Below are 24,578 nucleotides of genomic sequence, written 5' to 3'. Positions count from 1 at the left end.
GACGGACGACGAGGACGGCAATGACCGCACCCACGACGACGGGCCCCGCCCTGGACGACGTCCCGGCCACCCACGACGACGACCGGGCCTCCGCGCGCCGCTTCGGCACACTGGCGGTGGCCGCCGCCGTCGTGGTCGGCCTCCTGCTCGGGTACGCGGGCGGCCTGCTCACGCCGGGGCTCACCCGCCCCGGCGACGCCTCGGCGGAGGCGGGCTTCGCCCGGGACATGACCACCCACCACGCTCAGGCGGTGCAGATGGGGCTGATCGCGTACCAACAGGGCACCGACCCCGAGGTGGTCAGCATCGGTGTCGACGTCGCCACCGGCCAGCAGGGCGAGATCGGCATCATGCAGACGTGGCTGCGCTCCTGGGGCCTCGACCCGACCGGGTCGCAGCCCCGGATGGGGTGGATGCCAGACGGCACGGCGTCGGTCAAGAACGGCCTGATGCCGGGGATGGCCACCCCGGAGCAGATGGCGAAGCTGCGGGACACCCCCCGGGGCCGGGAGAAGGACGTTCTCTTCCTGGAGCTGATGATCCAGCACCACCTGGGCGGCGTCCACATGATCGACGGCATCCTCGACGCCAGCGACGATCCCGAGGTCGTGCGGGTGGCCCAGACGATGAAGAACACGCAACAGACCGACCTGACCAACCTCACGGCCGCGCGCGACCGGCTCGTCAAGGGCTGACCGCCGCAGCACCGGAAGGCCCGCGCCCCGCCGACCCCGGCGGCGGCGCGGGCCTTTCCCGTGTCCGCTCCCGTATCCACGATGAAACCGTGTCCGTTTAGAAGCTATCCGACCCTTTCGCGGGCTTGAGAGACTTTTCCACCCACATATCGTGACCAGTTGCGATTCGGGCTCGTTGCGCAGGACGTGGGGGTTGCACTCAGAGACGCACGGCGGTCGGTCACCAGCTGGTGCCGACGCCACACCATCGGCGGTGACGGGACGGTGGCAGCCGTCCGTCGCGGACAGCGGCAGGGCGAGCCGGGAACGCTCAGCCGCGAACAGGAGCTGGAGCTGATCGACGTCCTGCGCGGCGTCCACCCCGACGAGTTCGGCCTGGACGAGGAGCTGTGGACGCGGCAGAGCCTCACCACGCTCGTCCAGCGCCGCTTCGACCCACGGGCGGACGTCGGCGCCGTCGGGGCGTACCTGCGGGCCTGGGGGTTGGGGCCGCGCGAGCCGCGCGAGCGCGCCTGCGGGCTCTGCGTCGGCGCGGTCGAGCGCTGGGTACGCCTGGAGTACCCGGCGATCACCAGGGCCGCCCAGGAGCACCTTGCCGAGGTCTACTGGCTCGGCCGGGTGCGGCTGCGCGGGACGATGCCGGCGGCCGACGTGATCTCCGCGGTGTCGTCCCGGGGCCGGGTCCGCTTCATGATCACCACACCGTCGGTCGACCCGCCGCTGCCCCGCGACTTCGTCCTGCGGCTCAGTGGGGCCGAGGAGAACCCGGTACACCTCATCGTCGACGGCTCCTGGCCGAAGAACGAGTGGCCGCGCCGGCTGCCCCGGCGGATCGCGCTGCACCCGCTGCCGAGCTGCGGGCGGGCGATCGCGGCCTGACCCGCCGGCCGGATACCGATTCGGCGATCGGTGGCGACGTTTGCTAGTCTTCTCCCGTCGCTGAGCCCCCGTAGCTCAGGGGATAGAGCACCGCCCTCCGGAGGCGGGGGCGCAGGTTCGAATCCTGCCGGGGGCACCAGAGCAGACCAGCACGAAAAGGTCGCTGACCTCGTCGCCGGCTCATCGAGAGCGGGCCACGATCCGCTCCGCTCCTGCCTGATCCAGCCCCTCCTCGCGCAGCGCCGCGATCAGCGACGGATCGAGGCTGTCGAGGAGAGCTGACACGTCGCGCCGGGGGATGGCGCTGGTGTCGGCGCGGAGGGTGAGGCGCGCGACGCCCGGACCCGCGCGAATGTGACCCTCCGCTGTGCGTGAGGCTGAAACCGGCGCGTCCTGGGGGTGCCGAATGGGCCCCCTCACGCGTACGGGTTGGTGCCGGCGTGGACGGCCGCGAGCAGGCCGGCGATCCGCGCCTGGCTGACCCGGTACGGGCCGGGGCCGAAGCTGACCCGGGCCACGCCCAGCCCGGCCAGCTCGGCCAGGCTGGGCCCGCCGGGCTTGAAGCCGACGTTCACCGGGGCGTCCGTCCCGGACACGAACTCCGCGATCCGCTTTGGGTCGGCCAGGAAGATCGGGTAGACGCAGTCCGCCCCGGCGGCCCGGTAGAGCCGGGCCCGGCGGATCGCCTCGGCGGTGCGCCCGGCCGCGTCGCCGGCCTCGCGCAGGTACAGATCGATCCGGGCGTTGAGCACCAGCGGCACCCCGGCCGCGTCGGCCGCCGCCCGTACGGCGGCCAGCAGGTCGGCCTGCTCCTCGGCCTCGTACAGCGCGCCGGTGCGCGGGTCGGAGTCCTCCAGGTTGCAGCCGACGACGCCGGCGGCGAGCATCCGCTCGACCAGTTCGGCGGGGCGCAGGCCGTACCCCCGCTCCAGGTCGGCGGTGACCGGGACGGGCACGGCACGCACGATCCGGGCGACGGCGGCGAACGCCTCCTCGACCGGGGTGGCCTCGCCGTCGGCGTACCCGAGGGACTCGGCGACGGCGGCGCTGCTGGTGGCGACGACCGCGAAGCCGGCGGCGACGACGGCGCGGGCGGACCCGGCGTCCCAGGCGTTTGGCAGCACCAGCGGGTCGCCGGACTTGTGCAGGGCGCGCAGCGCGTCGGCGCGCTCGACGGAGGTCGATGGGTTCTCGGTCATCCCCGCATCATGGCAGCCCGGGGCGGACCCGGTTCTTCGAGTTGGCCGTGTCGCCGTCACGGCGGGGTGGCGGCGGCTGTGACGAACGCCACCCGAACCTTCTGACCGATCGGTCAGGTTCTGACCGATCGGTCAGGCATGCTGGTGGCCGGGAGGTGGCCGGCATGGCGCGGGCGGTACCGGAGACACACGCCGAGATCCTGGCGGCGGCGGGGCGGCGATTCGCCGTGACCGGATACAAGGGCACCTCGTTGCAGGACATCGCCCGCGAGGTCGGCGTCTCGAAGGCGACCGTGCTCTACCACTTCGCCAACAAGGAGGCCCTGCTCATCGAGCTGATGGCCCCGGAGCTGGCGGCGGCGGTCGAGCTGGACGAGCGGATCACCGGACTGAGCGGCGGCCAGGCCCAGCGGGTCGCCGCCGAGGACTTCGTCGACCTCGCGGTGCGCTTCCGCCGGCAGATCGCGCTGCTGCGCGGCGAGTTTCCCGTGCTGCTCCAGCAGCCGGCCTTCGCGCACGTGCAGCAGATCTCCGAACGGCTCGTCGCGGCGTTCGCCGGCCACTCGACGCGCCCGGCCGCCCGGGTCGCGGCGCTGGTCGTGCTCGCCGGGATCGCCGAAACCTGCGGCGAGTTCGACGACCTCGGCGACGACGAGCTGCGCGACGCCCTGCTCGGCCTCGTCCGTCGCGCCCTGGTGCCACCCGACTGACCCACCACCGCCCGGTTCACCCGCGCGACCAGTTCACCCCACGACCCCACCCACGACCGAGGACAAGGATCTGATGGCGACCCTGTTGTACCGGCTCGGCCGGGCCTCGCTGCGCCACCGTCGGCTCGTCGCCGTCGTCTGGCTCGTCGTGCTCGTCGGCCTCGGCGTCGCTGCGGCGACGCTGGGCGGCCCGACGACGAGCAACTTCACCATGCCCGGCACCGAGTCCCAGCGCGCGATCGACCTGCTCACCGAACGGTTCCCGGCGGCCAGCGGCGCCACCGGCACCATCGCCGTGAAGGCACCGGCGGACGGCCAGCTCGCCACGCCCGAGGGGCAGGCTCTGGTCAAGCAGGTGACCCAGGAGGCGGCCACCGTGCCCGGCGTGGTCGGCGCGGTCGACCCGTACCAGTCCCAGGCGATCTCCCCGAACGGCCGGTACGCGCTGATCCAGGTGCAGTTCGCCGGCCGTGCCGACGACGTCACCGACACCCAGCGCGACGCGTACGAGAAGGTGGGCGCGCAGGCCGAGGCGCAGGGCTGGCAGATCGCCCCGGGCGGCGAGGTGCTCGGCGGCGAGCCGGAGGTCGGCTCCACCGAGGCGCTGGGCGTACTGGTGGCGGCGATCGTCCTGGTCATCACGTTCGGGTCGCTGGTAGCAGCCGGCATGACCATGCTCAACGCGCTGATCGGCGTCGGCGTCGGCATGGCCGGCCTGTTCGCGCTCAGCGGCACGGTCGAGCTGACCAGCACCGCGCCGGTCCTGGCCCTGATGCTCGGCCTCGCGGTCGGCATCGACTACTCGCTGTTCATCACCTCCCGGCACCGGCAGAACCTGGTCGACGGGCACTCCCCGGAGGAGGCGGTCGGCCGGGCCGTCGGCACCGCCGGCTCCGCCGTGGTGTTCGCCGGGGCCACCGTGGTCATCGCGCTGGCCGGCCTCGCGGTGGTGGACATCCCGTTCCTCACCGTCATGGGCCTGGCCGCCGCCGGCACGGTGACCGTCGCCGTGCTGGTCGCCATCACCCTCGCCCCCGCGTTGCTCGGCTTCGCCGGCAACCGGGTCCTCCCCCGCCGGTTGCGCCGGGCCGGCAGCACGGCGGTGGGCGGAACGCCGGCCGGCGAGGAGCGCGCCGGGTCCGCGCCCGTCAAGGCGGCCGCCGAGGACCGGTCCGGCTTCGGCTTCCGCTGGGCCCATCTGGTCATCCGGCTGCGCGTACCGGTGATCCTGGTCGCCCTGCTCGGCCTGGGCCTGCTCGCGGTGCCCGCCCCCGACATGCGGCTGGCTCTGCCGGACGCCAGCACCGCGTCGGCGGGCTCGCCGGCCCGGGTGAACAACGACCTGATCCGGGAGGGCTTCGGCCCCGGCTTCACCGGCCGCCTCGCGGTGGTCGTCACGGCCGACTCCCCGCAGGCCACCGCCGCCACGGCCCCGCAGGTCGCCCGGCTCATCCAGGCCACGGACGGGGTGCTCGCGGTGGCCCCGCCGCAGACCGACCCGACCGGACGCACCGCGCTGCTCGGGGTGATCCCGCGCAGCGGCCCGACCGACGAGGCCACCGAGGAACTGGTGCACGACATCCGTCGCCAGGTCGCCGGGGTCACCGGCGCGGATGTGCTGCTCACCGGCGCGACCGCGATCGGCATCGACGTGTCGGAGAAGCTCTCCGACGCGCTGCCGGTCTACCTGCTGCTGGTCGTCGGCCTATCGGTCCTGCTGCTGATGCTGGTGTTCCGGTCGATCCTGGTGCCGGTCAAGGCGGCGCTGGGCTTCCTGCTCACGGTCGCCGCGACGTTCGGCATGACGGTGGCGGTGTTCCAGGAGGGGCACCTGGCCGGCCTGGTCGGCCTGGACACCCCCGGCCCGCTGGTCAGCTTCCTGCCGATCCTGCTCATCGGCATCCTGTTCGGCCTGGCCATGGACTACGAGGTCTTCCTGGTTTCCCGGATGCGGGAGGACTACGTGCACGGCGACAGCGCGCGCCAGGCCACGATCAACGGCATGGGCCACGGCGCGCGGGTGGTCACCGCCGCCGCGCTGATCATGATCTCGGTCTTCGGCGGCTTCGTCTTCCTCGACGATCCTGTGATCAAGTCGATGGGCTTCGCGCTCGCCGTCGGCGTCGCGATCGACGCCTTCGTGGTCCGGATGACCATCGTCCCGGCGGTGATGTCACTGCTCAACGCGGCGGCGTGGTGGATACCGCGCTGGCTGCACAGGGCGCTGCCCAACGTGGACGTCGAGGGCGAGGGCCTGCGCGTGCACCTCGCCGAGAAGGAGCCGGCACACGTCTGACGCTGTGCAAGGAGGGGCCCCCGTCAACGCATTCTGTTGTATAGGGGCCCCTCCTTGCACCACTCGGCACCGCCCGCTCACACCCCCGCCGGGTACGTCTCCATCTCGCCGAACGTGGTGAGCGCGGGCAGGGGACGCACGGCCGTGGTCTCGTCGCACCAGACGAACGCGTCGTAGCGCTCGCCCAGCCGGGTCGGCACGTAGTTGCCCCACGACTCGAAGCTCGGGTCGTACACCACGCCGATCGCCCGGTGGTCGTGCTCCTCGGTGACCCAGCCGGGCTGGTCTGGGCCGCCGAAAACCAGCACCGCCCGCTCGGGCAGCAACTCGTGCAACCGCCGTTCCACCGAGCCGGGGCGGGCCGGCGGCACCACCATCTCCTCGGCCGGCGAGCCCCAGCGCGGCGCGGCGACAACCGTGCCCCGGTAGCTGCCGAAGCCGATCAGCGCCACGGCGTCCGCACCGTGCCGCTCGCGGGCGAGCTGCCCGATATTGATCATCCCGCCGGTGGCCATGTCGGTGGCTCGGGCGTCGCCGACGTGCGTGTTGTGCGCCCACACGATCCCCCGCGAGCCGGGGCCGTGGAAGTCCAGCAGCCGGTCCAGGGTGTCGGCCATGTGGATGTCCCGAACATTCCAGGAATGCGGCCCGCCGCCCATCATCGCCCGGTAGTAACGCTCCGCGCCGGCCACCACCTCCGCGTTCTGCCACGCCGAGAAGCGGTCCGGGCCGTCCGCGGTGGCCTGTTCCCGGGTACGGGCCAGCAGCCGCACCACCTCCTCCTCGCAGCGGGCCGAGGCGAATCGGCTGGCGGCGCCGTACTCCTCGATCCGCCGCCCGTACGGCTCGAAGCACCGGTACGCCTCCTGGGCGGCCTCCAGCGAGGCCGGCTCCTCCTCGCCCAGGTAGTCGAAGATCGCCTGCATGGACTCCCAGAGGCTGTAGACGTCCAGCCCGTGGAAGCCGGCCCGCTGCTTTTGCGGGCGTTCCTGGTTCCAGGCGCGCAGCCAGCGACAGAAGCGGGCCACCTCGGCGTTGGACCACATCCAGGTCGGCCAGCGGATGAAGCGCTCCAGCGCGGCCTGCGGATCGGCGAGCCCGCCTGGAGCGACGGTGACCGACCGGTGTACGCGCTCGCAGTCCGGCCAGTCCCCCTCGACCGCGACGAAGCGAAAACCCTGCTCGGCGACGAGCCGCCGGGTGAGCTGCTCGCGGAGGCGGTAGTAGTCGTGGGTACCGTGCGTCGCCTCGCCGATCATGACGATCCGGGCACCCCGGGTCCGCTCCAGCAGGGGATCGAAGTCGCTCGGCGCTCCGAGCCGCTGTACCAGCATGTCCGCGGCTACCCGGCCCCCGCCAGGGCAAACCGCTCACCGCCGCGGGCGGGCGGGACCGCGCGGGGACAGGGACGCGCGGGCATGGGGACGCGCGGAGCGGGTAGGCGACCGGCATGACCGTCAGTGGGCTGCAACTGCAGGAGTACGTCGCCGGGCTCGACTACCCGGTGTCCCGGGAGGACCTCGTCCGCTGGGGCCAGGAGAACGGTGCCAGCACCGAGGTGTTGCAGATGCTGCGCGCGCTGCCGGCGGAGGAGTTCTCCTCCCCGGCGCAGCTGACCGAGGCGTTGAGCACGCTCACCTGAGCGACCGCAGGTGCTTGCAGGGGCCCCCTGTACAACAGAATGCGTTACAGGGGGCCCCTGCAAGCACCTCAGCGGAGCAGCGGTGCAGGGTGATCCACTGCTCGCGCCGGTGGCGACGGGCACGGACAGGCGGCCGGCGGGCAGCCGGCAGGTGGGCCTGTCCGGTCGGATGGGGACTCGGACAACCCTCGGCGCGGGGGACGACGGCGGCGTTCACCGCCCGACCGGCGGCTCCCGGCGCGGCTCGGCGCGGGGAGCAGGGGTCGGGTCGGCGGCTGTGCCGCTCAGCGGGCGGGTCGGATCGACGGAGGCGATCAGGCGCGGGTCGCGTCCCGGCCGGCCGGGGCCGGACGCCGGACTCGCGGGCGGGCCACCAGCAGCGGGGCCCACGCGGCCGGCGTACCGGCCACGTCGATCAGAGCGTGCGCGGACATGCGGGGGATGGTACGCCGGGACGGCACGACCCCGCGACCGATCTTGCCGGCACCTCTGGCCCACCGCGCCGGCGGATCACCTATGTCACCGCTGGCCCGCATCGACGCCGGCGACGCCCGATCTCGCTGGCCGGACTACGGGCCGAACTCGGGTTGTGAGCGGACCACACCGCCGATCTGCACCGTTCGGGTCGATCGGGCAGCCGCAAGCTGCCGCGCAAGCTCGACCGCCCGGTGCAGGCCCGTCTCACCTGCGGCCGGTGGTGAGGCGGTCTCAGCCGGGGAGGGTGACGGTGCGGCCCTCGGCGCGGGCGGTCCCGGCGGCGTCGAGGACGACCACCACGTCGCGGCCGAACCGGACGTCGCACCGGTGGTCCCGGGTGCCGGCGTCGATCTCCTCCAGAAGCTGGTCAATCGCCACGCCGAACGCGGTCAGCGAGCTGCCGTCACCGGGCGGGACCATCTGCACGCCACTGTCGCCGTAGAAGGTGAACTCGCTCGCGACCGCCTCGAGCGGGGCGTCGAGGGTGAGCGAGACGGTGCTCGTCGCGCCGCCGGAGTGAGTGAGCAGCAGGTGGACCAGGCCGCGCGGGCCGTCCATCGCGGCGACCCGGGTCACCGGGCCGAGCACCGGCAGGATGATCGACAGGGCGTGCGGGCCGATGTCCCACAGCGCACCCCGGTCGCGGCGCCATCGCGAGCCGCCGTACGGGCTGCCGGGCTGGAAGATCGACCCGAACCGGATCGCCTTGGCGGTGTGCCAGCCACCCGCGGCGGCGGTCGAGGCGAGGAATCCGGCGATGTTCGGCTGAAAGCGGTTGGTGAAGAAGACCACGGAGGCGACGCCGGACTGCCCGGCGGCGGTGACGACCCGGTCGGCGTCGGCGCGGCTGAGCGCCAGCGGCTTGTCCAGCAGCAGGTGCCGGCCGGCCATGGCGGCCCGGACTGCGATATCGGCCTGGACGTCCGGCGGGAGTGCCACGGCGACCGCGTCGCAGGCGTCGAGCAGCGCGTCGACCTCGGTGAAGGCGGGCACCCCGTGCCGGCTGGCCAGTGCGGCGGCCCGGTCGGGGTTGCGGCCCCAGACGCCGGCCAGCTCCGCGCGGGGGTGCGCGTCGATGCCCGCCGCGTGCGTCCCGGCAGCCCAGTGGCCGGTGCCGAACAAGCCGAACCGCAGCACGGTGCACCCCCGGTGTCCGTCGTCGGCCACGGCGAGCCCGGGGCCGTGATCCACGCTAGCCGTCCGGCCTGCCCGCCGCAGCCGACGCGGCGGGAACGGAGACACACACGCCAGGCCCAGGCGGTACGCGCCGCGAACGCGCCACCAGGCCGAGGGGGCACGCGCCGGGGGCACGCGCGGGACGGGGCACTCGGCGACCGGGCCGGGAGGGTGTACTACACGGCTTAGTAGGCTGTCCCGGTGACCGAGACTGCGACGCCGTTGACGCCGATGACCAGCGCGGCCGTGGCCGGCTCGCCGGTGGACGGGCACCTGGCGACGACGACGATCGTGCTGTCGCTCGTACTCGCGGTGTGGGCGCTGGTGGCGGCGGTGCGCAACCGGCCGCCGGACCGGATGCAGTTCGCCGGCCTGGCCGCGCTGGAGCTGGCGCTGCTCGCGCTGGCGGTGGTGACGCTGGTCGCGCTCGGCGGCGGCGAGCGGCCGGGCGAGCCCGGCGCGTTCTTCGGCTACCTGGTGACGCTGGTCTGCCTGCCGCCGCTGGCCTGGGTGCTGGCCCGGATGGAGCCGACCCGGTGGGGCTCGGCGATCGTCTGCGCGATCTGCCTGGTCACCCCGGTCGTGGCGGTCCGGCTCCAGCAGACCTGGGAGGTCGTCGGTGGTTGAGACGCGGGCGCCCCAGCGGGCCACCAACACGGGGCCGGGGCGGCTGCTGATCGCCGTGTACCTGCTCTTCGCCATCGCCGCGACCTCCCGGGCGGGCCTTCAGATCGCCACCCGGTTCGCCGAGGCGCCGGTGGCGTACCTGCTGTCGGCGCTGGCCGCGCTGATCTACATCGTGGCCGCCGTGGGGCTGGCCCGCGCCGGGCACGCGGGCCGGCGGGTCGCGCTCGCCTGCTGCTCGGTGGAGCTGGCCGGGGTGGTCGGCGTGGGTGTGCTCAGCCTCGCCGACCCGGAGCTGTTCCCCGACGAGACGGTCTGGTCGGGGTTCGGCAGCGGATACGGCTACGTCCCGCTGGTGCTGCCGGCGCTCGGTTTGCTCTGGCTCTGGCGCACCCGCACCCACTGAGGCCCCTCACCCGTCGTCCGCACCAACCTCCACACCGACGACCGGGTGAGAAGGGGTGCCCCGCTATACCGTAGGCGTCAACAAGGTGCCCTTCCTCACCCGTCAGTCCTTCGGGCCGCCGGCCACGTAGACGACCTGGCCGGAGACGAAGGACGCGCCCTCGCTGACCAGGAACGAGATGGTGTGCGCGACGTCCTCCGGGCGGCCGACGCGGCGCACCGGGATCTCCGACTCGGCGTGCTTCTGGAAGGCCTCGAAGTCCAGCTTCATCCGGGCGGCGGTGGCGGCGGTCATGTCGGTGACGATGAAGCCGGGCGCGACCGCGTTGACGGTCACCCCGAACGGGCCCAGCTCGATGGCGAGGGTCTTGGTGAAGCCCTGCAGGCCCGCCTTCGCAGCCGCGTAGTTGGCCTGGCCCCGGTTGCCCAGTGCCGAGGTGCTGGAGAGGTTGACGATCCGGCCCCAGCGCCGCTCGACCATGTGCTGCTGGGCGGCCTGACTGAACAGGAACGCGCCGCGCAGGTGCACGCCCATCACCGTGTCCCAGTCGGCGTCGGTCATCTTGAACAGCAGGTTGTCGCGGAGCACGCCGGCGTTGTTGACCAGCACGGTGGGCGCGCCCAGCTCGGCGGCGACCCGCTCGACGGCGGCGGTGACCTGCGCCCGGTCGGCCACGTCGGCGCCGACGCCGATCCCCCGGCCGCCGGCCGCCATGATGGCGTCGACGGTGTCACTGGTGGCCGACTCCTCGATGTCGACCACGGCGACGGCCAGCCCGTCGGCGGCCAGCCGGCGGGCGGTGGCCGCCCCGATCCCCCGTGCGGCCCCGGTCACGATGGCGACCCGCTGCTCCTCAGACATGACTACCTCCCGGTAACTTGCGGCGACCCCGGGGGAGCGTAGCCCACCCGTCGGCGATCAGACCTCGGCGCCGCGGCAGAGCCGGATCCAGCGGTAGCCGTAGCCGGAGAGCTTCAGGGAGTCGAGCTTTCCCACCTCGCCGTAGTGGCGGTCGGCGAGCACGTCCATCGGCAGGTCCGCCTCGGCGGCGAGGCCGCCCAGGTCGACCTCCACGTCCTCGGTGCCGAGGTTGTGCAGGAAGACCATCGTCCCGGTCGGGCCGTCGGCCCGGTGCGCGAGGACCCCGGTCGGCATCGGCACGTCGATGTGGGTGGTCGACCCGGAGCCGATCTCCGGGGCCTCGCGCAGCGTCCGGATCATCCGCTCGAACCAGGACAGCAGCGAGCGCGGGTCACCGCGCTGGGCGGTGACGTTGACCTTCTCGTACGAGAAGTCGCCCGAGTCGATCACCGGGCGGACCAGCTTCTCCTCCTCCGCCGTGGAGAAGCCGGCGTTCGGCTTGAACGACCACTGCATCGGGGTGCGGATCGCCTCCCGCCCCGGCAGCGACAGGTCCTCGCCCATGCCGATCTCCTCGCCGTAGCGCAGCACCGGCGTGCCGCGCAGCGAGAACTGGAGCGCGTACGCCAGCTCGACGCGCCGGCGGTCGTTGCCGAGCATCGGGGCGAGCCGGCGGCGGATGCCCCGGTCGTAGATGCGCATGTGCTCCTCGGGGCCGAACTCGGCGTACACCTGGTTGCGCTGCTCGGCGTCGAGCCGCGACAGGTCGATCTCGTCATGGTTGCGCAGGAAGGTGGCCCACTGTCCGCCGGCGGGCAGCATCGGGGTGCCCCGCAGCGCCTCGACGATCGGCTCCGGGTCGCGCCGGGCCAGGGCGAGCATGAGCCGGCCGTTGAGCATGAAGTCGAACAGCATGTGGATCCGGTTGCCGGAGCCGCTGCCGTCGCCGAAGAAGGTGGGGAGCTGGTCGGGCTCCACGTTGGCCTCGGCGAGCAGGACCGCGTCGCCCCGGCGCCACTGGACGTGCTGGCGCAGCTCGGTGAGGAACTCGAAGTCCTTCGGGGAGTCCGGGTTGCCCGGCTCGGTCAGCTCGATGATGAACGGCACGGCGTCCATCCGGAACCCGGAGACGCCGAGCTGGAGCCAGAACGAGGCGATTTTCTTGACCTCCGCGCGCACCTTCGGGTTCGCGAAGTTGAGGTCCGGTTGGTACTTGTAGAACCGGTGGTAGTACCAGGACTTCGCCGTCCGGTCGTACGTCCACGTCTCGTTCTGCTCGCCCGGGAAGACCATGCCCTGGTGCCGGTCGGCGGGCTCGTGGTCGGACCAGACGTACCAGTCCCGGTACGGCGAGTCCGGCGACGAGCAAGCCGACTGGAACCACGGGTGCTGGTCGGAGGTGTGGTTGACCACCAGATCGATGATCACCCGGATGCCCCGGTTCTGTGCCTGGTGCAGCAGCTCCGCGAAGTCGCCGAGGGTGCCGAAGCGCGGGTCCACGTTGTAGAAGTCGGTGACGTCGTAGCCGTCGTCCCGGTTGGACGACGGGTGGATCGGGTGCAGCCACAGGCAGGTCACCCCGAGCCGGGCCAGGTAGTCCAACCGGCCGATGAGGCCCCGGATGTCGCCGACCCCGTCGCCGTCGGAGTCCGCGTACGTGTCGATGTCGAGGCAGTAGACGACAGCCTCGGAGTACCACCTGTCACCCATGCCGGCGTACCTTCTCCGATTCGGCACGCCGGGAAACGCGAATTCCTTCCGCGTCGCGCGGACGTTAGCGTTCCGGGCATGAGCATCGGATCGGGTAGTGGGCACCGCGACGTCGACTGGGCGCAGGGCGACTGGCTGCACCGACCGGTACGGGCCGAGCCGACCCCGGACGGCGGGCTGGTCGTGGAGCCGGGCTCGGGCAGCGACTTCTGGCGGCACACCAGCTACGGCTTCGTGCACGACGACGGCCCGGCCCTGCTCGCCCCGCTGCCCGGCGGCAGCGCCGTGGAGGTCGGCTTCCGGTTCGACTTCACCGAGCAGTTCGACCAGGCGGGCGTGCTGGTCCGGGTGGACGAACGGAACTGGGTCAAGGCCGGGGTGGAGATCAGCGACGGCGAGCCGCAGCTCGGCGCGGTGGTCACCCGGGAGTTCTCCGACTGGTCGGTGGCACCGGTGCCGCAGTGGTCGGGGCGGACGGTGACCGTGCGGGTGAGCCGGGCCGGCGACGCGCTGACCGTTCGGGCCCGCGCCGGCGGCGAGCCGTGGCGGCTGGTCCGGGTGGCCCCGCTCGCGCCGGACGCCGAGGCGTCGGCCGGGCCGTTCTGCTGCTCGCCGACCCGGGGCGGGCTGGTAGTGGTGTTCACCGGTTGGCGGCAGGGCCCGGCGGACGCGGCGCTGCACCCCGAGCACTGAGCGCCGCGTCGGGTGGGCCCCGTCACCGGCGGGTGTGATCGCCCGCCGACTGGGTAACACCTCCTGATCCCCCGGAGGCTCCACGGAAGGACACCCATGGCCCTCGCCCAAGACGTCGAGCCGTCGCAGTTCACGGGGCTGACCGGCTGGGTGGCCGGCGTCATCGAGGCGACGGGCGCGGTCGGGGTGGCCCTGCTCGTGGCCCTGGAGAGCGTCATCCCGCCGATCCCGAGCGAGATCGTGCTGGCCATGGCCGGCTACCTCGCCTCGCAGGGCCGGTTCAACGTGGTGCTGATCGTCCTCGCCGCGACGGTCGGCTCGCTGGTCGGGGCGCTGGTGCTCTACTGGCTCGGCGCGGCGATCGGCGAGGAGCGGCTGAAGCGCTGGCTGGACCACATCCCGCTGGTCGACCGCGACGACCTGGAGAAGGCCGACCGCTGGTTCGAACGGCACGGCCGGTGGGCGGTGCTGATCGGCCGGCTGGTGCCGGTGGTACGCAGCCTGGTGTCGGTCCCGGCCGGGGCGAACCGGATGCCGCTGGGTGAGTTCGTCGCGCTGACCACGCTGGGCAGTGGGGTGTGGAACGCGCTGATCGTGGGGGCCGGCTTCGCGCTCGGGTCGCGCTGGGAAGAGGTGGACCGGTACAGCAGTTGGTTCAACTACGCGATCTTCGCCGTCTTCGGGGTGATGATCGTGAGCTGGGCGGTGAAGAAGGTACGTCGCCGCGCGCGGCGCGACCGGCAGTCCGTGACCGCCGGCCGCTGACCGCGCGGATCTGCGTGGCGGGTGGCCGGGGACGAGGGTGAGAAGGGGCCCCTTCTCCACCGCAGGCGTTAAGAGGGGGCCCTTCCTCGCTCGCGGCGCGCGGGGCGACACGCGGGCCCTGGCGTTTCCCCGCACCGACACGTTGGGTAATGCGCCGTCGACGTCGCGGCACGGTGCCGCGACCGGCACGGAACGGACGGTGAGGACGATGAGCGGGCCAGTGGCCGAGCGGGAACGGCACGCCGCCCCGGGCGGCACCGACCTGTTCACCGTCGGCGTGGAGGAGGAGTTCCTGCTCGTCGACCCGCACACCGGCACCGCCGTGCCGGCCGTCGACCTGGTCATGGAGCAGGTGCCGGCGGAGCTGCGCGGACAGGTGGAGCGCGAGTTCCAGACCAGCCAGATCGAGATCGGCAGCCCGCCGGGGCTGGAGCTGTCCTCGATCCGGCACTCCCTCGGGGTGCTGCGCCGGGCGCTGGCCGACGCCGCCGAGCGGGCCGGCGTACGGGTGCTGGCCATCGGCACCGGCCCGGTCGACGGCCCGGTTCCGCCGGTGGTCGACAAGCCCCGCTTCGACCGGATGATCGAGCGGTTCCGGCTGTTGGTGCCGGGCCCCGGCAACAACGGCATGCACGTGCACGTCGGGGTGCCGGACCCGCAGACCGGGGTGCGGGTGCTCAACCACGTCCGGCCCTGGCTGCCGATCCTGCACGCGGTCACCACGAACTCCCCGTTTTTCGCCGGGGAGGACACCGGGTACGCGAGCTGGCGGTCGGTGGAGTGGGAACGCTGGCCGTCGGTGGCGCCGACGCCGTACCTGGAGTCGCACGAGCACTACGAGCGGCTGATCCGGCAGCTCATCGCCAGCGGTGTGATGCTCGACGAGGGGATGCTCTACTGGTACGCCCGGCTGTCGGCGAAGTACCCGACGGTGGAGATCCGCATCGGCGACGTCTGCCCCTCGGTGGACGACGCGGTGCTGGTCGCCGCGCTGGTCCGGGCCCTGGTGGCGACCGCGATGACCGACATCGCCGAGGGCCCGCCCATCCGCACCGACCATCACCTGCTGGTGGCCGCGCACTGGCGGGCCGCCCACGACGGCCTGGAGGGCCGGTGCGTCGACCTGACCGACGGCGAGCTGCGCCCCGCGTGGGAGCTGCTGGACTCCCTCGTCGAGCGGCTCGGCCCCGCGCTGGAGCGGCACGGCGACCTGGCGGAGGTGACCGACCTGCTGGGCGGGCTGCGCCGACACGGCACCGGGGCGGCGCGGCAGCGGGCCGTCTTCGCGCGCACCGGGAGCCTGGTCGACGTGGTGCGGGACGTGGCCCGGCAGACCCGTGGCTGAGCGCGGCGGCCGGACGCCCGCGCACCGCCGGGACGGGCCCGTGGCCTGGTGCGGCGTGACAGGATGGTCGTCGTGGCGCAACGGCTGATCATCATCGGCGGGGACGCCGCCGGCATGTCGGCGGCCTCCCAGGCACGCCGCCGCCGCGATCGCGCCGACCTGGAGATCGTGGCGTTCGAGCGGGGGAGCTTCACGTCGTACTCGGCGTGCGGCATCCCGTACTGGATCAGCGGGGTGGTCCCGGAGCGGCACCAGCTCGTCGCCCGCGACCCGGCCACCTTCCGCGCCGACTTCGACATCGACGTCCGGCTGCGGCACGAGGTCACCGCGATCGACCTGGGCCGCCGGGAGGTCGTCGCCCGCGACCTCGACGGCGGCGGCGAGGTCCGCGAGCGCTTCGATGACCTGGTGTACGCCGCCGGTGCGGTGCCGAAGCGGCCCGACTGGGCCACCCCCGGCGTGCGCGGCGTCTTCGGCGTGCAGACCCTCGACGACGCCTCGGCGCTGCGCGAGTGGCTGGACGCCGACCCTGCGCCCCGCCGCGCGGTGGTGGTCGGCGGCGGCTACATCGGGGTGGAGATGGCCGAGTCGCTGATCCAGCGCGGGCTGTCGGTCACCCTCGTCGAGCAGGCCCACCAGCCGATGTCGACCGTTGATGCGGACATGGCCGCGCTGGTTGCCGACGCGATGCGCGGCGTCGGCGTCGACATCCGTACCGGAGCCGAGGTGACCGGGCTCGACGGGCGCGACGGGCGGGTGTCCGCGGTGGTCACCGCCGACGGCCCGCTGCCGGCCGACGTCGTGGTCCTGGGCCTGGGGGTACGCCCCAACACCGCCCTCGCCGAGGCCGCCGGCCTGCCGGTCGGCCCCTCCGGCGCGATCCGGGTGGACCGGCGGATGCGAGTGCCCGGAGTGCCGGGGGTGTGGGCGGCCGGTGACTGCGTGGAGACCCTGCACCGGGTCAGCGGGCTGCCCGTGCACATGCCGCTGGGCACCCACGCCAACAAGCAGGGCCGGGTCGCCGGGATCAACCTCGGCGGCGGGTACGCCACCTTCCCGGGCGTCATCGGCACGGCCGTGACGAAGGTCTGCAACCTGGAGGTGGGGCGCACCGGCCTGCGCGAGCGGGACGCCGCGGCCAGCGGCTTCGAGTTCGTCTCGGTGCTGTCCGAGTCGACGAACCGGGCCGGCTACTACCCGGGCGCGCGGACGATGACGGTGAAGCTGATCGCCGAGCGCCCCAGCGGGCGGCTGCTCGGGGCGCAGATCGTCGGCTGGTCCGAGGCGGCCAAGCGGATCGACACGCTGGCCGTGGCGCTGTGGAACGAGATGACGGTGGACGAGATGACCGCCCTCGACCTCGGCTACGCACCGCCGTACGCGCCGGTGTGGGACCCGGTGCTGATCGCGGCCCGCAAGGCCGTCGACGCCCTGCACCGGGGCTAGGTGCAAGGAAGGGCCCCTGTTAACGCTTCGGGTATAGCAAGGGCCCCCTCCTAACACGCCGGGCGGCACGGCGACCGGTTCTGTCGGGGGGCGCGGTTAGCGTGTGGGCGTTGTCGTGGTGCCGGGTCCGGCGCCCTTCCCCCTCGAAAGGCATCGCCATGTCGCAGGAGACGACCTACCTCGAACTGTCCGAAGTGGACGGTGCGCACAAGTTCTACGAGGTGGTGGTGGACGACACCGCGCTGACCGTGCGCTACGGCCGGATCGGCGACCAGGGGCAGGTGAAGACCTCGGCCTACCCGGACAACGCCCGCGCCCGCGCCGCCGCCGCGAAGAAGATCGGCGAGAAGGTCCGCAAGGGGTACGCCCCGGCGGTGCCCGGCGTCCGCCAGAAGCGGCCCGTGTCGCGGCGGCAGATCGTCAGCACCCGCTCGACGGCCCGCACCGCCCCGGTGCTGTGGCGGTACGCCTCGGGCGCGCCCGCGTTCGGCATCTTCGTCGACGGGCAGCACTGCATGGTCGGCAACGAGCACGGGGTGATCACCACCCTCGACCACGACGCCCGGGTGCTGGACCAGGTCCGCCTGCCCGAGGGGGTCAAGTGCATCGTCGCCGACGACGCCTGGATCTACGCGGGCTGCGACGACGGTAACGTCTACGACCTGTCCGGCAAGGTGCCCCGGGTGGCGTACGCGATCGCCCCCGACATCGACATCTACTGGCTGGACATCCACGACGGGGTGCTGGGCGTCTCCGACGCCGACGGCGGCATCGCCGCGATCGACCACGAGGACGAGTTCCTCTGGCGGCGGCCTGGGCGCGGCCGGGCCGCGTGGATGGTGCGCTGCGACGCCGACGCGCTCTACCACGGCCACTCGCAGGGGGTCACCGGCTACGACTGGCGCACCGGGCGGGAGCTGTGGCACACCCGCACCGGGTCGGTGCTGTTCGGCTGGCAGGAGCGCGACGCCGTGTTCGCCGGCACCGGCACCCGCGAGGTGGTGCGGCTGCGCAAGGACGGGCGCGCCGAGCAGACGTACCGGTGCGACGCCCCGGTCTTCTCGTGCGCCACCGCCGAGGACGGCCGGTACGTCTTCGCCGGCGACAACCAGTCCTCGATCTACTGCTTCGACGCGGCCGGCAACCGGCTGTGGAAGCTCGGCACCGGCTGCGGCTCGGCATACTCGATGCAGTACCACGAAAACCGGCTGTACGTGGTCACCACCAGCGGCTACCTGGCCTGCGTCGACGCCAGCGAGCCGGCGATCCGGGCCGCCGAGGCGGGCAGCGTGCCGGAGGTGGTGGACGTCAAGGCCCCCGCCCGGCAGCCCGAGCCGGCGGCGTGGCGCGCCGTGGAGGTGGTCACCGACGACCGGAGCGGCGTGGTGGTGCAGTGCGTCGACGACGGCGGCCGGCTGCGCGTCCACGTACTCTCCGACGGCTACCGGCGGGACTGGTCGGTGCAGTTCCCCAAGGGCATCCGCGAGCCGGGCGCGCGCTACCTGGTCACCGAGGTCCGCCAGGCGGGCCGGGGCGGCTTCTACCGGGCGTACGGCGACATCCGCCGGCTGCGCTGAGCGGCCCGCCCCGCCGTCGGCCGGCGGCATGCGGCACCGCTGCCGGCCGACGGCGGGTCACCCGGGGATCAGCTCGTCGGGCAGCGGGGCACCGGTGACCCTGGAGCGGATCATGGCCGAGAACAGCGCTGGGTTCTCACCGTTCCACGCGTGGCCCACCCCCGACGCCAGGCGTGCCTGGGCGTTCGGAAACGTCGAGGCGATCACGGTCTGGGACCGCTTCGTGAGATCGTGCTCGTTCTCCCCGGCCACCGCCAGGACCGGGCAACGCGAGGACGTGGCCTGGTCGGGAAGGCGGAAGTCGAGGGCCTCGCTGTTGACCCTACGGAACGCCTGCCGACTCGTCGTACGCGCGGCCGCCTGGTAACCGTGGAGATCCTCAGCCGGGACGTTGAGCGCGCGGGCGTTCGCCCGTAGCACAGGGCCCCACCCCATCACGGGTGCGATCAGCGCACCCATGAGCCGGAGCCGGCCGGGATGGGGCAACGGCAGCACGTTCACCCCACTCACGATCGCGCCCAGCACCACATCGGGCGCGGTGGCGGCGACGAGCGCACCGACGTAGCCGCCGAGCGACAGTCCGACCACGTACGCCCTGCCGTCTGTGGTCCGCGCCCTGATCATCTGGGCCACGAGACGGGCGGTCTCCGGGATCGACTCCCACGGGAGGGCGTTACTCCGTCCGTGGCCAGGCAGGTCAGGGACCAGCAGACGCAGTTCGCCGGAGAGGGCGGAGAGCTGCTTCGTCCACATCCAACCGGTGGTGCCCACGCCATGCAGCAGGACCACGGGCGGCCCGTCCGCAGGGCCCGCCTCATGTACGAACATCGTCACACCGATCATGGTGGCACAGCCACGAGGGTTGGCCAGGTCGTCCGTCTGGTCGGGGTCGCCCGCGAGCGGTGGTAGGGCCGGTCGCGGACCAACCGAGAATGGTCTGATGGAGATGGAGCTGGAAATCCCCGAGCGGCTGGGCTGGGTGGGGCGCACGCCCGCCGGGCGGGCCTGGCTGGCGGTGCTGCCGGCCCGGCTGGCGGAGTGCGTCCGGCGTTGGGGGTTGCGGGTCACCGGCCCGCCCTTCGCGTACGCGTTCGCCTCCCTGGCGCTGCCGGCCGAGCTGCCCGACGGCACCCGGGCGGTGCTCAAGCTCCAGTACCCGGACGCCGACAGCGCGCACGAGGCCGCGGCCCTGGCGTGCTGGGCGGGCGACGGGGCGGCCCGGCTGCTGGCGCACGTCCCGGGCCGGCGGGCGTTGCTGGTGGAGCGCTGCGACCCGGGCACGCCGCTGCACGCCCTCACGCAGGACGGGGGACTGGACGCGGCGTTGGACGTGGTCGTCGGGCTGCTGCCCCGGCTCTGGCGGCCCGCCGGCGCGCCGTTCACCCCGCTGGCCGAGGAGGCTGCCGGCTGGCTGGAGCGGCTGCCGGTGCAGTGGGCGCGGCTCGGCCGGCCGTTCGAGCGCCGGCTGCTCGACGCCGGGCTCGGCCGGCTCGCCGAGCTGGCCGGCACGCAGGGCGAGCAGGTACTGGTCAACCAGGATCTGCACGCGGGCAACATCCTGCGGGCCACCCGCGAGCCGTGGCTGGTGATCGACCCGAAGCCGCTGGCCGGGGAGCGCGAGTTCGGCGTGGTGGCGATCGTCCGGGGGCCGGAGCTGGGCCACTCCCCGGCTGCCGTGCGGCGGCGGCTGGACCGGCTCACCGACGAGCTGGGCCTGGACCGGGAGCGGGCGCTGGGCTGGGCGATCGGGCACACGCTGGCCTGGAGCATGGCCGAGGACGTGGTGTTCACCAACCAGATCGACGTGACACGCTGGCTGCTCGACCTCGCCTGAGTCCTACCGCGGCTGGCAGGTGGGGCACCAGTACAGGTTTCGGCCGGTTAGCGCGCCCCGGCGCACCTCGTCACCGCAGACGTGGCAGGGCTGGCCCGGGCGGCGGTAGACGTACACCTCGCCGCCGTGCCGGTCGACCCGGGGCGCGCGGCCGGTGGCCTCCGGCAGGTGGGCGTCCCGGACGGTGTCGATCCGGCCCACCTCGACGGCCCGGGTCATCAGGTCCACCAGGTCCGTCCACAGTTCCCGCCACCGCGCCGGGGCCAGCTCCCAACCGGGCAGCAGCGGCGACAGGCCGGCCCGGAACAGCGCCTCCGTGACGAAGATCAGGCCCGTGCCGGCCACCACCGACTGGTCGAGCAGCAGCGCCGCGAGCGGGGTCGGGCTGCGGGAGATCCGGGCGTACGCGCGGGCCGGGTCGGCGTCGGCGCGCAGCGGGTCGGGGCCGAGGCGGTCGCGCAGCGCCGCCACCTCGGGCGGGGTGAGCAGCTCGCAGGCGTTCGGGCCGCGCAGGTCCAGCCAGTGCCGATCGTGCGGCGACTCCGGCCCGGTGCGCCCCGTACTCGAACCGTCGCTGGTCAGCCGTAGCCGCACCTGGCCGACTGGTGGTGGGGGCTCGCCCGGCCCGTCGGCGAACCTGCCGTACAGGCCGAGGTGCACGTGCAGGGTCAGGCCACCCGAGTGGTGGTGCAGCAGGTGCTTCCCGTACGCCTCGGTGCCCTCCAGGACGGTGCCGCAGAGCAGGGCCGCGCCCTCGGCGAAGCGGCCCTGCGGGCTGGCGGCCTGCACCCTGTCGCCGGCGAACAGCTCGGCGTGCCGGGCGGCGAGGCGATGGATGGTGTGTCCCTCTGGCACGGCCGCCAAGGGTAGTCAGCCGGGCTCACCGCCGCCATCTGCCCCTGTTCGCCGCCGGCCGGCGGCGACGAACCGGAGGCCTTCGGCCGGCCGTCGGGGTGGGCAATCCCGAACACGGTCAGCGCGGCCCGCGCCCGATCGGGTGACGCAGGTGTCGGCGGATCGACGGTTGGGTACCCCGGTGGCGCTACCGCGCGGCGGCCATCGGCGCTTCCGAGGCCACCCCGCGTTGATCAGGGAGGTGACGTGGTGAGGATTTTTCCACTGTTGTCCCGCCGGAACGAGCCGGCGACGACATACGACAGCAACGGCGACGGGCGGGTTAACGAACGCGACCCAGCTGTCGCGTCCGGCGCCGGCAGCCGCCCGGACGGGCAGCCGGTGGTCACCGGCCGCGGCGAGGAGCAGGCGACGTACCGCAGCAGCGCGACCGCCACCGACGACGAGCGGGCCTCGGACGCGGAGCGACGGGCGGCCGAGCGCGGGGCCCTGGCCCGGGCCGCCACCGCCCGCGCGGCCACCGCCCGCACCCCGGACGGCGAGGTGCGCCGCCCGGCCGTCGCCACGACCGCTCCCCCCGCCGCCGCTTCCCCCGTCACCGAGCGCACCCTCGACCGGGACGGCGACCGGGAGCACACCGACAAGCGACCGCTGCCGGCGGACCCCGCGGCCGGGCAGCCGACGAACCGTACGGCCGAGCGGGACCGTGCCGCCCAGCCGCCCCTGCCGACCGACCGGACCGACGCCCAGGGCGAGGCCCGACGGGAGCCGGTGCCGGTGGTGGCCGGGCCGAGGCCTCGGGCCAGCCTGCTCGCGACTTGCGGCCTGGTCGTCGGCGTCGCCGGGTTGGCGGCCGTGTTGACCGGCACCCTCGCCGGGTACGGCATCGCGGTCGGCGCGGTCGGCGCGGTGCTGTCGGTGTTCGGCCTGCTCGCCACCCGCCGCCGGCACATCGCGGGCAAGTCCGACGCGCTGCTGGGCATGGCCTTCGGTGTGGCCGCCGTGGTCCTCGGGGTGCTGGCGATGACCGGTCAGTTCGACTGGCCCACCACCGACGGCGACTGGGTGCAGCGGCTGCGCGAGTGGCTCGACTCACAGTTTGTCGGCCGCCGCTGACGGGCACATAGGACCCCGCCGGCGGTGCGCCGGCAGCCCGACGGGTCTGGTGGTTCACCAGCCGGGCACACCTTTTCGGGGGCGGCGGTTCGCCGCCCCCGAAGCATGTCCGGCGTCACCCGTGCGGCGTCGCCGGCCGGGCCACGGCGCAGAAGCGGACAGGTCGCAGGGCGAGGCGGCCGGCGGGGTGGGCCGGAGCGGCCAGTCGGGGGACGGACCGGCAGATCGCCAGGGCATCGACACCGCCAGGGCATCGACGCAACGAATCGCCATGACTGGCCCGTGAGACGCAACGAATCGTCGGGCGACGCAACTTCCGGCGGTGGATGTCGTCGCTTCCCCCGCATACGGTTGGGCAACGGCGCCAGCCCGTGGGCCGAAGATGGCCGGGCGCGCCCGACCCCTGGGAGCAGCACAGTGCCGATGGACGCCACCAGCCAGCGCTTTCTCATGTGCCGGCCGACGTACTTCGCCGTCGACTACTCGATCAATCCCTGGATGGACCCCACCGCCCCCGTCGACACCGAGCTGGCCGTCCGGCAGTGGGAGCGGCTGCGTCAGATCTACCGCGAGCTGGGCCACACCGTCGAGGAGATCGTGCCCGTGCCCGGTCTGCCCGACATGGTTTTCGCGGCCAACGGCGGCACGGTGATCGACGGCAAGGCGATGGCCGTGCAGTTCCGCGACCCCCAGCGCGCCGACGAGGCCCCCGCCTACCGGGTCTGGTTCGAGTCCGCCGGCTTCGACGTGTACGACCCCAAGCACGTCAACGAGGGAGAGGGCGACATCCTGCTCGCCGGCGACGTGCTGCTGGCCGGCACCGGATTCCGCACCGCGCACGCGTCGCACGCCCAGCTCCAGGAGGTCTTCGGCTACCCGGTGATCACCCTGCAACTGGTCGATCCCCGCTTCTACCACCTGGACACCGCGCTCACCGTGCTGGACGAGCGCACCGTGGCGTACCTGCCGGAGGCGTTCTCGCCCGGCAGCCGGGCCGCGCTGCGCAGGCTCTTCCCGGACGCGGTCCACGCCACCGAAGCCGACGCGGAGGTGCTCGGGCTCAACGCCGTCAGCGACGGCCGGCACGTGGTGCTGCCCGAGCAGGCCACCGACCTGGCCGCGCGGCTGCGCGACCGGGGCTACGAGACCATCGGGGTCGACCTGTCCGAGCTGCGCAAGGCCGGCGGCGGACCGAAGTGCTGCACGTTGCGACTCCGTCAGGGAAAGGCGAGCAAGTGATCGTGGAAGACATGCTGCGGACGCCGGGCGCGGTCCGGGACGCGGAGCGCTTCACCGCGCACAACTACCACCCGCTGCCGGTGGTGGTCAGCTCGGCCGAGGGTGCCTGGCTCACCGACATCGACGGCCGGCGCTACCTGGACTGCCTCGCCGGATACTCGGCGCTCAACTTCGGCCACCGGCATCCCCGGCTGATCGCCGCCGCGCACGCCCAGCTCGACCGGCTGACCCTCACCAGCCGGGCGTTCATCCACGACCAGTTCGCCGACTTCTGCCGGGAGCTGGCCGAGCTGTGCGGCAAGGACATGGTCCTGCCGATGAACACCGGCGCGGAGGCCGTGGAGACGGGGATCAAGGTGGCCCGCAAGTGGGGCTACCGGGTCAAGGGCGTACCGGCCGGGCAGGCCAACATCGTGGTGGCCGAGGGGAACTTCCACGGCCGTACGACCACCATCGTGAGCTTCTCCACCGACGACGAGGCACGCGCCGACTTCGGGCCGTACACGCCGGGCTTCACCGTCGTCCCCTACGGCGACCTGGCGGCGCTGGAAGCGGCGATCGACGACAACACCGTGGCCGTGCTGCTGGAGCCGATCCAGGGCGAGCAGGGCGTCGTGGTGCCGCCGGAGGGCTACCTGCCGGGCGTACGCCGGGTCTGCACCGAGCGGAACGTGCTGTTCGTCGCCGACGAGATCCAGTCCGGCCTGGGCCGCACCGGTGCGACGTTCGCCTGCGACCACGAGGGCGTCGTACCGGACCTGTACCTGCTCGGCAAGGCGCTGGGCGGCGGCATCGTGCCCGTCTCCGCGGTCGCCGGGAACGCCGACGTGCTCGGGGTGCTCCAGCCGGGTCAGCACGGGTCGACGTTCGGCGGCAACCCGCTGGCCTGCGCGGTGGCCACCGAGGTCGTCCGGCTGCTGACCACCGGCGAGTTCCAGCGCCGCTCGGCGGAGCTGGGCGAGCGGCTGCACGCCGGCCTGCGCGCCCTGATCGGCCGGGGCCTCGTCGCCGTGCGGGGCCGGGGGCTCTGGGC

The 24,578-nt window shown here is 73.4% G+C and carries 23 protein-coding genes and 1 tRNA gene; 17 read left to right on the top strand and 7 right to left on the bottom strand.

The annotated features are described in order from the left end of the window. The first annotated feature begins 20 nt into the window (after positions 1–20). From E1258_RS00490 to E1258_RS00480, 3 genes are all read left to right on the top strand, one after another. A complete protein-coding gene (locus E1258_RS00490; protein ID WP_132395735.1) occupies positions 21–695 on the top strand; it encodes a DUF305 domain-containing protein in 675 nt (224 codons plus the stop codon). Between the two features lie 186 nt (positions 696–881). Beyond that, positions 882–1,574 (top strand): winged helix-turn-helix domain-containing protein, encoded by a 693-nt coding sequence (locus E1258_RS00485; protein WP_132395808.1) that lies wholly within the window; start codon positions 882–884, stop codon positions 1,572–1,574. Between the two features lie 64 nt (positions 1,575–1,638). Beyond that, positions 1,639–1,713, top strand: a tRNA-Arg gene (locus E1258_RS00480). A gap of 277 nt (positions 1,714–1,990) precedes the next feature. Here E1258_RS00480 and E1258_RS00475 read toward each other — a convergent pair. Next, positions 1,991–2,773 carry an isocitrate lyase/phosphoenolpyruvate mutase family protein gene (locus E1258_RS00475; RefSeq protein WP_132395733.1) on the bottom strand — a complete coding sequence of 261 codons (783 nt, stop codon included), beginning with the start codon at positions 2,771–2,773 and terminating at the stop codon, positions 1,991–1,993. 164 nt (positions 2,774–2,937) lie between these two features. Between E1258_RS00475 and E1258_RS00470 the strand changes: the two genes are divergently transcribed. After that, a complete protein-coding gene (locus tag E1258_RS00470) occupies positions 2,938–3,483 on the top strand; it encodes a TetR/AcrR family transcriptional regulator (RefSeq protein ID WP_132395731.1) in 546 nt (181 codons plus the stop codon). A 73-nt stretch (positions 3,484–3,556) separates the two neighbouring features. Beyond that, the gene (locus E1258_RS00465; protein WP_132395729.1) at positions 3,557–5,779 is read left to right on the top strand and encodes an MMPL family transporter; all 2,223 of its coding nucleotides are present in this window, start codon (positions 3,557–3,559) and stop codon (positions 5,777–5,779) included. Positions 5,780–5,856: 77 nt separating this feature from the next. Here the strand turns inward: E1258_RS00465 and E1258_RS00460 are convergent, their stop codons facing one another. Next, on the bottom strand, positions 5,857–7,113 hold the full coding sequence (locus tag E1258_RS00460; protein ID WP_132395727.1) for an erythromycin esterase family protein: 1,257 nt from the start codon (positions 7,111–7,113) through the stop codon (positions 5,857–5,859). Between the two features lie 116 nt (positions 7,114–7,229). On the opposite strand from E1258_RS00460, the gene E1258_RS00455 reads away from it, so the two are divergent. Beyond that, the gene (locus tag E1258_RS00455) at positions 7,230–7,421 is read left to right on the top strand and encodes a DUF2795 domain-containing protein (protein ID WP_132395725.1); all 192 of its coding nucleotides are present in this window, start codon (positions 7,230–7,232) and stop codon (positions 7,419–7,421) included. 708 nt (positions 7,422–8,129) lie between these two features. Here the strand turns inward: E1258_RS00455 and E1258_RS00450 are convergent. After that, the gene (locus tag E1258_RS00450) at positions 8,130–9,035 is read right to left on the bottom strand and encodes a Gfo/Idh/MocA family protein (RefSeq protein ID WP_207919346.1); all 906 of its coding nucleotides are present in this window, start codon (positions 9,033–9,035) and stop codon (positions 8,130–8,132) included. A gap of 270 nt (positions 9,036–9,305) precedes the next feature. Here E1258_RS00450 and E1258_RS00445 point away from each other — a divergent pair, with 270 nt between their 5' ends. Both E1258_RS00445 and E1258_RS00440 read left to right on the top strand, forming a co-directional pair. Then, the gene (locus E1258_RS00445; protein ID WP_132395803.1) at positions 9,306–9,701 is read left to right on the top strand and encodes a hypothetical protein; all 396 of its coding nucleotides are present in this window, start codon (positions 9,306–9,308) and stop codon (positions 9,699–9,701) included. Beyond that, positions 9,694–10,104, top strand: coding sequence for a hypothetical protein (locus tag E1258_RS00440; RefSeq protein WP_132395723.1), 411 nt, complete (start codon positions 9,694–9,696; stop codon positions 10,102–10,104). Before E1258_RS00445 ends, E1258_RS00440 begins: the two co-directional genes overlap by 8 nt. Before the next feature lie 102 nt (positions 10,105–10,206). On the opposite strand, the gene fabG is transcribed toward E1258_RS00440, so the two are convergent. Further along, positions 10,207–10,965, bottom strand: a complete 759-nt coding sequence (fabG, locus tag E1258_RS00435; protein WP_132395721.1) for a 3-oxoacyl-ACP reductase FabG — start codon at positions 10,963–10,965, stop codon at positions 10,207–10,209. A 57-nt stretch (positions 10,966–11,022) separates the two neighbouring features. Further along, positions 11,023–12,675 (bottom strand): alpha-amylase family protein, encoded by a 1,653-nt coding sequence (locus E1258_RS00430; protein WP_132395719.1) that lies wholly within the window; start codon positions 12,673–12,675, stop codon positions 11,023–11,025. 78 nt (positions 12,676–12,753) lie between these two features. Here E1258_RS00430 and E1258_RS00425 point away from each other — a divergent pair, with 78 nt between their 5' ends. The 5 genes from E1258_RS00425 (at position 12,754) to E1258_RS00405 (ending at position 18,501) form a co-directional block, all read left to right on the top strand. Continuing rightward, positions 12,754–13,368: a DUF1349 domain-containing protein gene (locus E1258_RS00425; protein WP_132395717.1), complete on the top strand. Its 615-nt coding sequence runs from the start codon at positions 12,754–12,756 to the stop codon at positions 13,366–13,368. 96 nt (positions 13,369–13,464) lie between these two features. Beyond that, the gene (locus E1258_RS00420; protein WP_132395715.1) at positions 13,465–14,133 is read left to right on the top strand and encodes a DedA family protein; all 669 of its coding nucleotides are present in this window, start codon (positions 13,465–13,467) and stop codon (positions 14,131–14,133) included. Positions 14,134–14,332: 199 nt separating this feature from the next. Next, positions 14,333–15,478, top strand: a complete 1,146-nt coding sequence (locus E1258_RS00415; protein ID WP_132395713.1) for a glutamate--cysteine ligase — start codon at positions 14,333–14,335, stop codon at positions 15,476–15,478. 72 nt (positions 15,479–15,550) lie between these two features. Continuing rightward, the gene (locus E1258_RS00410; protein WP_132395711.1) at positions 15,551–16,924 is read left to right on the top strand and encodes an FAD-dependent oxidoreductase; all 1,374 of its coding nucleotides are present in this window, start codon (positions 15,551–15,553) and stop codon (positions 16,922–16,924) included. Positions 16,925–17,082: 158 nt separating this feature from the next. Beyond that, a complete protein-coding gene (locus E1258_RS00405) occupies positions 17,083–18,501 on the top strand; it encodes a WGR domain-containing protein (protein WP_132395709.1) in 1,419 nt (472 codons plus the stop codon). Positions 18,502–18,558: 57 nt separating this feature from the next. Here E1258_RS00405 and E1258_RS00400 read toward each other — a convergent pair whose 3' ends face one another. Continuing rightward, complete coding sequence (locus tag E1258_RS00400; protein ID WP_243715088.1) at positions 18,559–19,329, bottom strand: alpha/beta fold hydrolase; 771 nt, start codon at positions 19,327–19,329, stop codon at positions 18,559–18,561. Between the two features lie 112 nt (positions 19,330–19,441). Between E1258_RS00400 and E1258_RS00395 the strand changes: the two genes are divergently transcribed. Further along, the gene (locus E1258_RS00395; RefSeq protein WP_243715085.1) at positions 19,442–20,335 is read left to right on the top strand and encodes an aminoglycoside phosphotransferase family protein; all 894 of its coding nucleotides are present in this window, start codon (positions 19,442–19,444) and stop codon (positions 20,333–20,335) included. Between the two features lie 3 nt (positions 20,336–20,338). Here the strand turns inward: E1258_RS00395 and E1258_RS00390 are convergent, their stop codons facing one another. Continuing rightward, complete coding sequence (locus tag E1258_RS00390; protein ID WP_132395705.1) at positions 20,339–21,190, bottom strand: Fpg/Nei family DNA glycosylase; 852 nt, start codon at positions 21,188–21,190, stop codon at positions 20,339–20,341. A 249-nt stretch (positions 21,191–21,439) separates the two neighbouring features. Between E1258_RS00390 and E1258_RS00385 the strand changes: the two genes are divergently transcribed. The 3 genes from E1258_RS00385 to rocD all read left to right on the top strand — a co-directional run. Further along, on the top strand, positions 21,440–22,306 hold the full coding sequence (locus E1258_RS00385; RefSeq protein WP_243715083.1) for a DUF4383 domain-containing protein: 867 nt from the start codon (positions 21,440–21,442) through the stop codon (positions 22,304–22,306). Positions 22,307–22,729: 423 nt separating this feature from the next. Next, positions 22,730–23,545 carry a dimethylargininase gene (gene ddaH / locus E1258_RS00380; RefSeq protein WP_207919344.1) on the top strand — a complete coding sequence of 272 codons (816 nt, stop codon included), beginning with the start codon at positions 22,730–22,732 and terminating at the stop codon, positions 23,543–23,545. Further along, the coding region (rocD, locus tag E1258_RS00375) for an ornithine--oxo-acid transaminase (protein WP_207919343.1) at positions 23,545–24,578 on the top strand (1,034 nt) is incomplete at its 3' end. The genes ddaH and rocD, both read left to right, overlap by 1 nt.

This window comes from Micromonospora sp. KC207 (assembly GCF_004348615.1).
Taxonomy (GTDB): Bacteria; Actinomycetota; Actinomycetes; order Mycobacteriales; family Micromonosporaceae; genus Micromonospora.
This window is presented reverse-complemented; position numbering and strand designations above follow the sequence as displayed.

Bases quoted from the DNA above. Each gene is read 5' to 3' on its own strand.
- fabG (WP_132395721.1), bottom strand. From the start codon at position 10,965: ATGTCTGAGGAGCAGCGGGTCGCCATCGTGACCGGGGCCGCACGGGGG.
- E1258_RS00405 (WP_132395709.1), top strand. From the start codon at position 17,083: ATGTCGCAGGAGACGACCTACCTCGAACTGTCCGAAGTGGACGGTGCG.
- E1258_RS00460 (WP_132395727.1), bottom strand. From the start codon at position 7,113: ATGCTGGTACAGCGGCTCGGAGCGCCGAGCGACTTCGATCCCCTGCTG.
- E1258_RS00420 (WP_132395715.1), top strand. From the start codon at position 13,465: ATGGCCCTCGCCCAAGACGTCGAGCCGTCGCAGTTCACGGGGCTGACC.
- E1258_RS00490 (WP_132395735.1), top strand. From the start codon at position 21: ATGACCGCACCCACGACGACGGGCCCCGCCCTGGACGACGTCCCGGCC.
- E1258_RS00425 (WP_132395717.1), top strand. From the start codon at position 12,754: ATGAGCATCGGATCGGGTAGTGGGCACCGCGACGTCGACTGGGCGCAG.
- E1258_RS00400 (WP_243715088.1), bottom strand. From the start codon at position 19,329: ATGTTCGTACATGAGGCGGGCCCTGCGGACGGGCCGCCCGTGGTCCTG.
- E1258_RS00395 (WP_243715085.1), top strand. From the start codon at position 19,442: ATGGAGATGGAGCTGGAAATCCCCGAGCGGCTGGGCTGGGTGGGGCGC.
- E1258_RS00465 (WP_132395729.1), top strand. From the start codon at position 3,557: ATGGCGACCCTGTTGTACCGGCTCGGCCGGGCCTCGCTGCGCCACCGT.
- E1258_RS00430 (WP_132395719.1), bottom strand. From the start codon at position 12,675: ATGGGTGACAGGTGGTACTCCGAGGCTGTCGTCTACTGCCTCGACATC.
- ddaH (WP_207919344.1), top strand. From the start codon at position 22,730: ATGGACGCCACCAGCCAGCGCTTTCTCATGTGCCGGCCGACGTACTTC.
- E1258_RS00475 (WP_132395733.1), bottom strand. From the start codon at position 2,773: ATGACCGAGAACCCATCGACCTCCGTCGAGCGCGCCGACGCGCTGCGC.
- E1258_RS00470 (WP_132395731.1), top strand. From the start codon at position 2,938: ATGGCGCGGGCGGTACCGGAGACACACGCCGAGATCCTGGCGGCGGCG.
- E1258_RS00445 (WP_132395803.1), top strand. From the start codon at position 9,306: ATGACCAGCGCGGCCGTGGCCGGCTCGCCGGTGGACGGGCACCTGGCG.
- E1258_RS00455 (WP_132395725.1), top strand. From the start codon at position 7,230: ATGACCGTCAGTGGGCTGCAACTGCAGGAGTACGTCGCCGGGCTCGAC.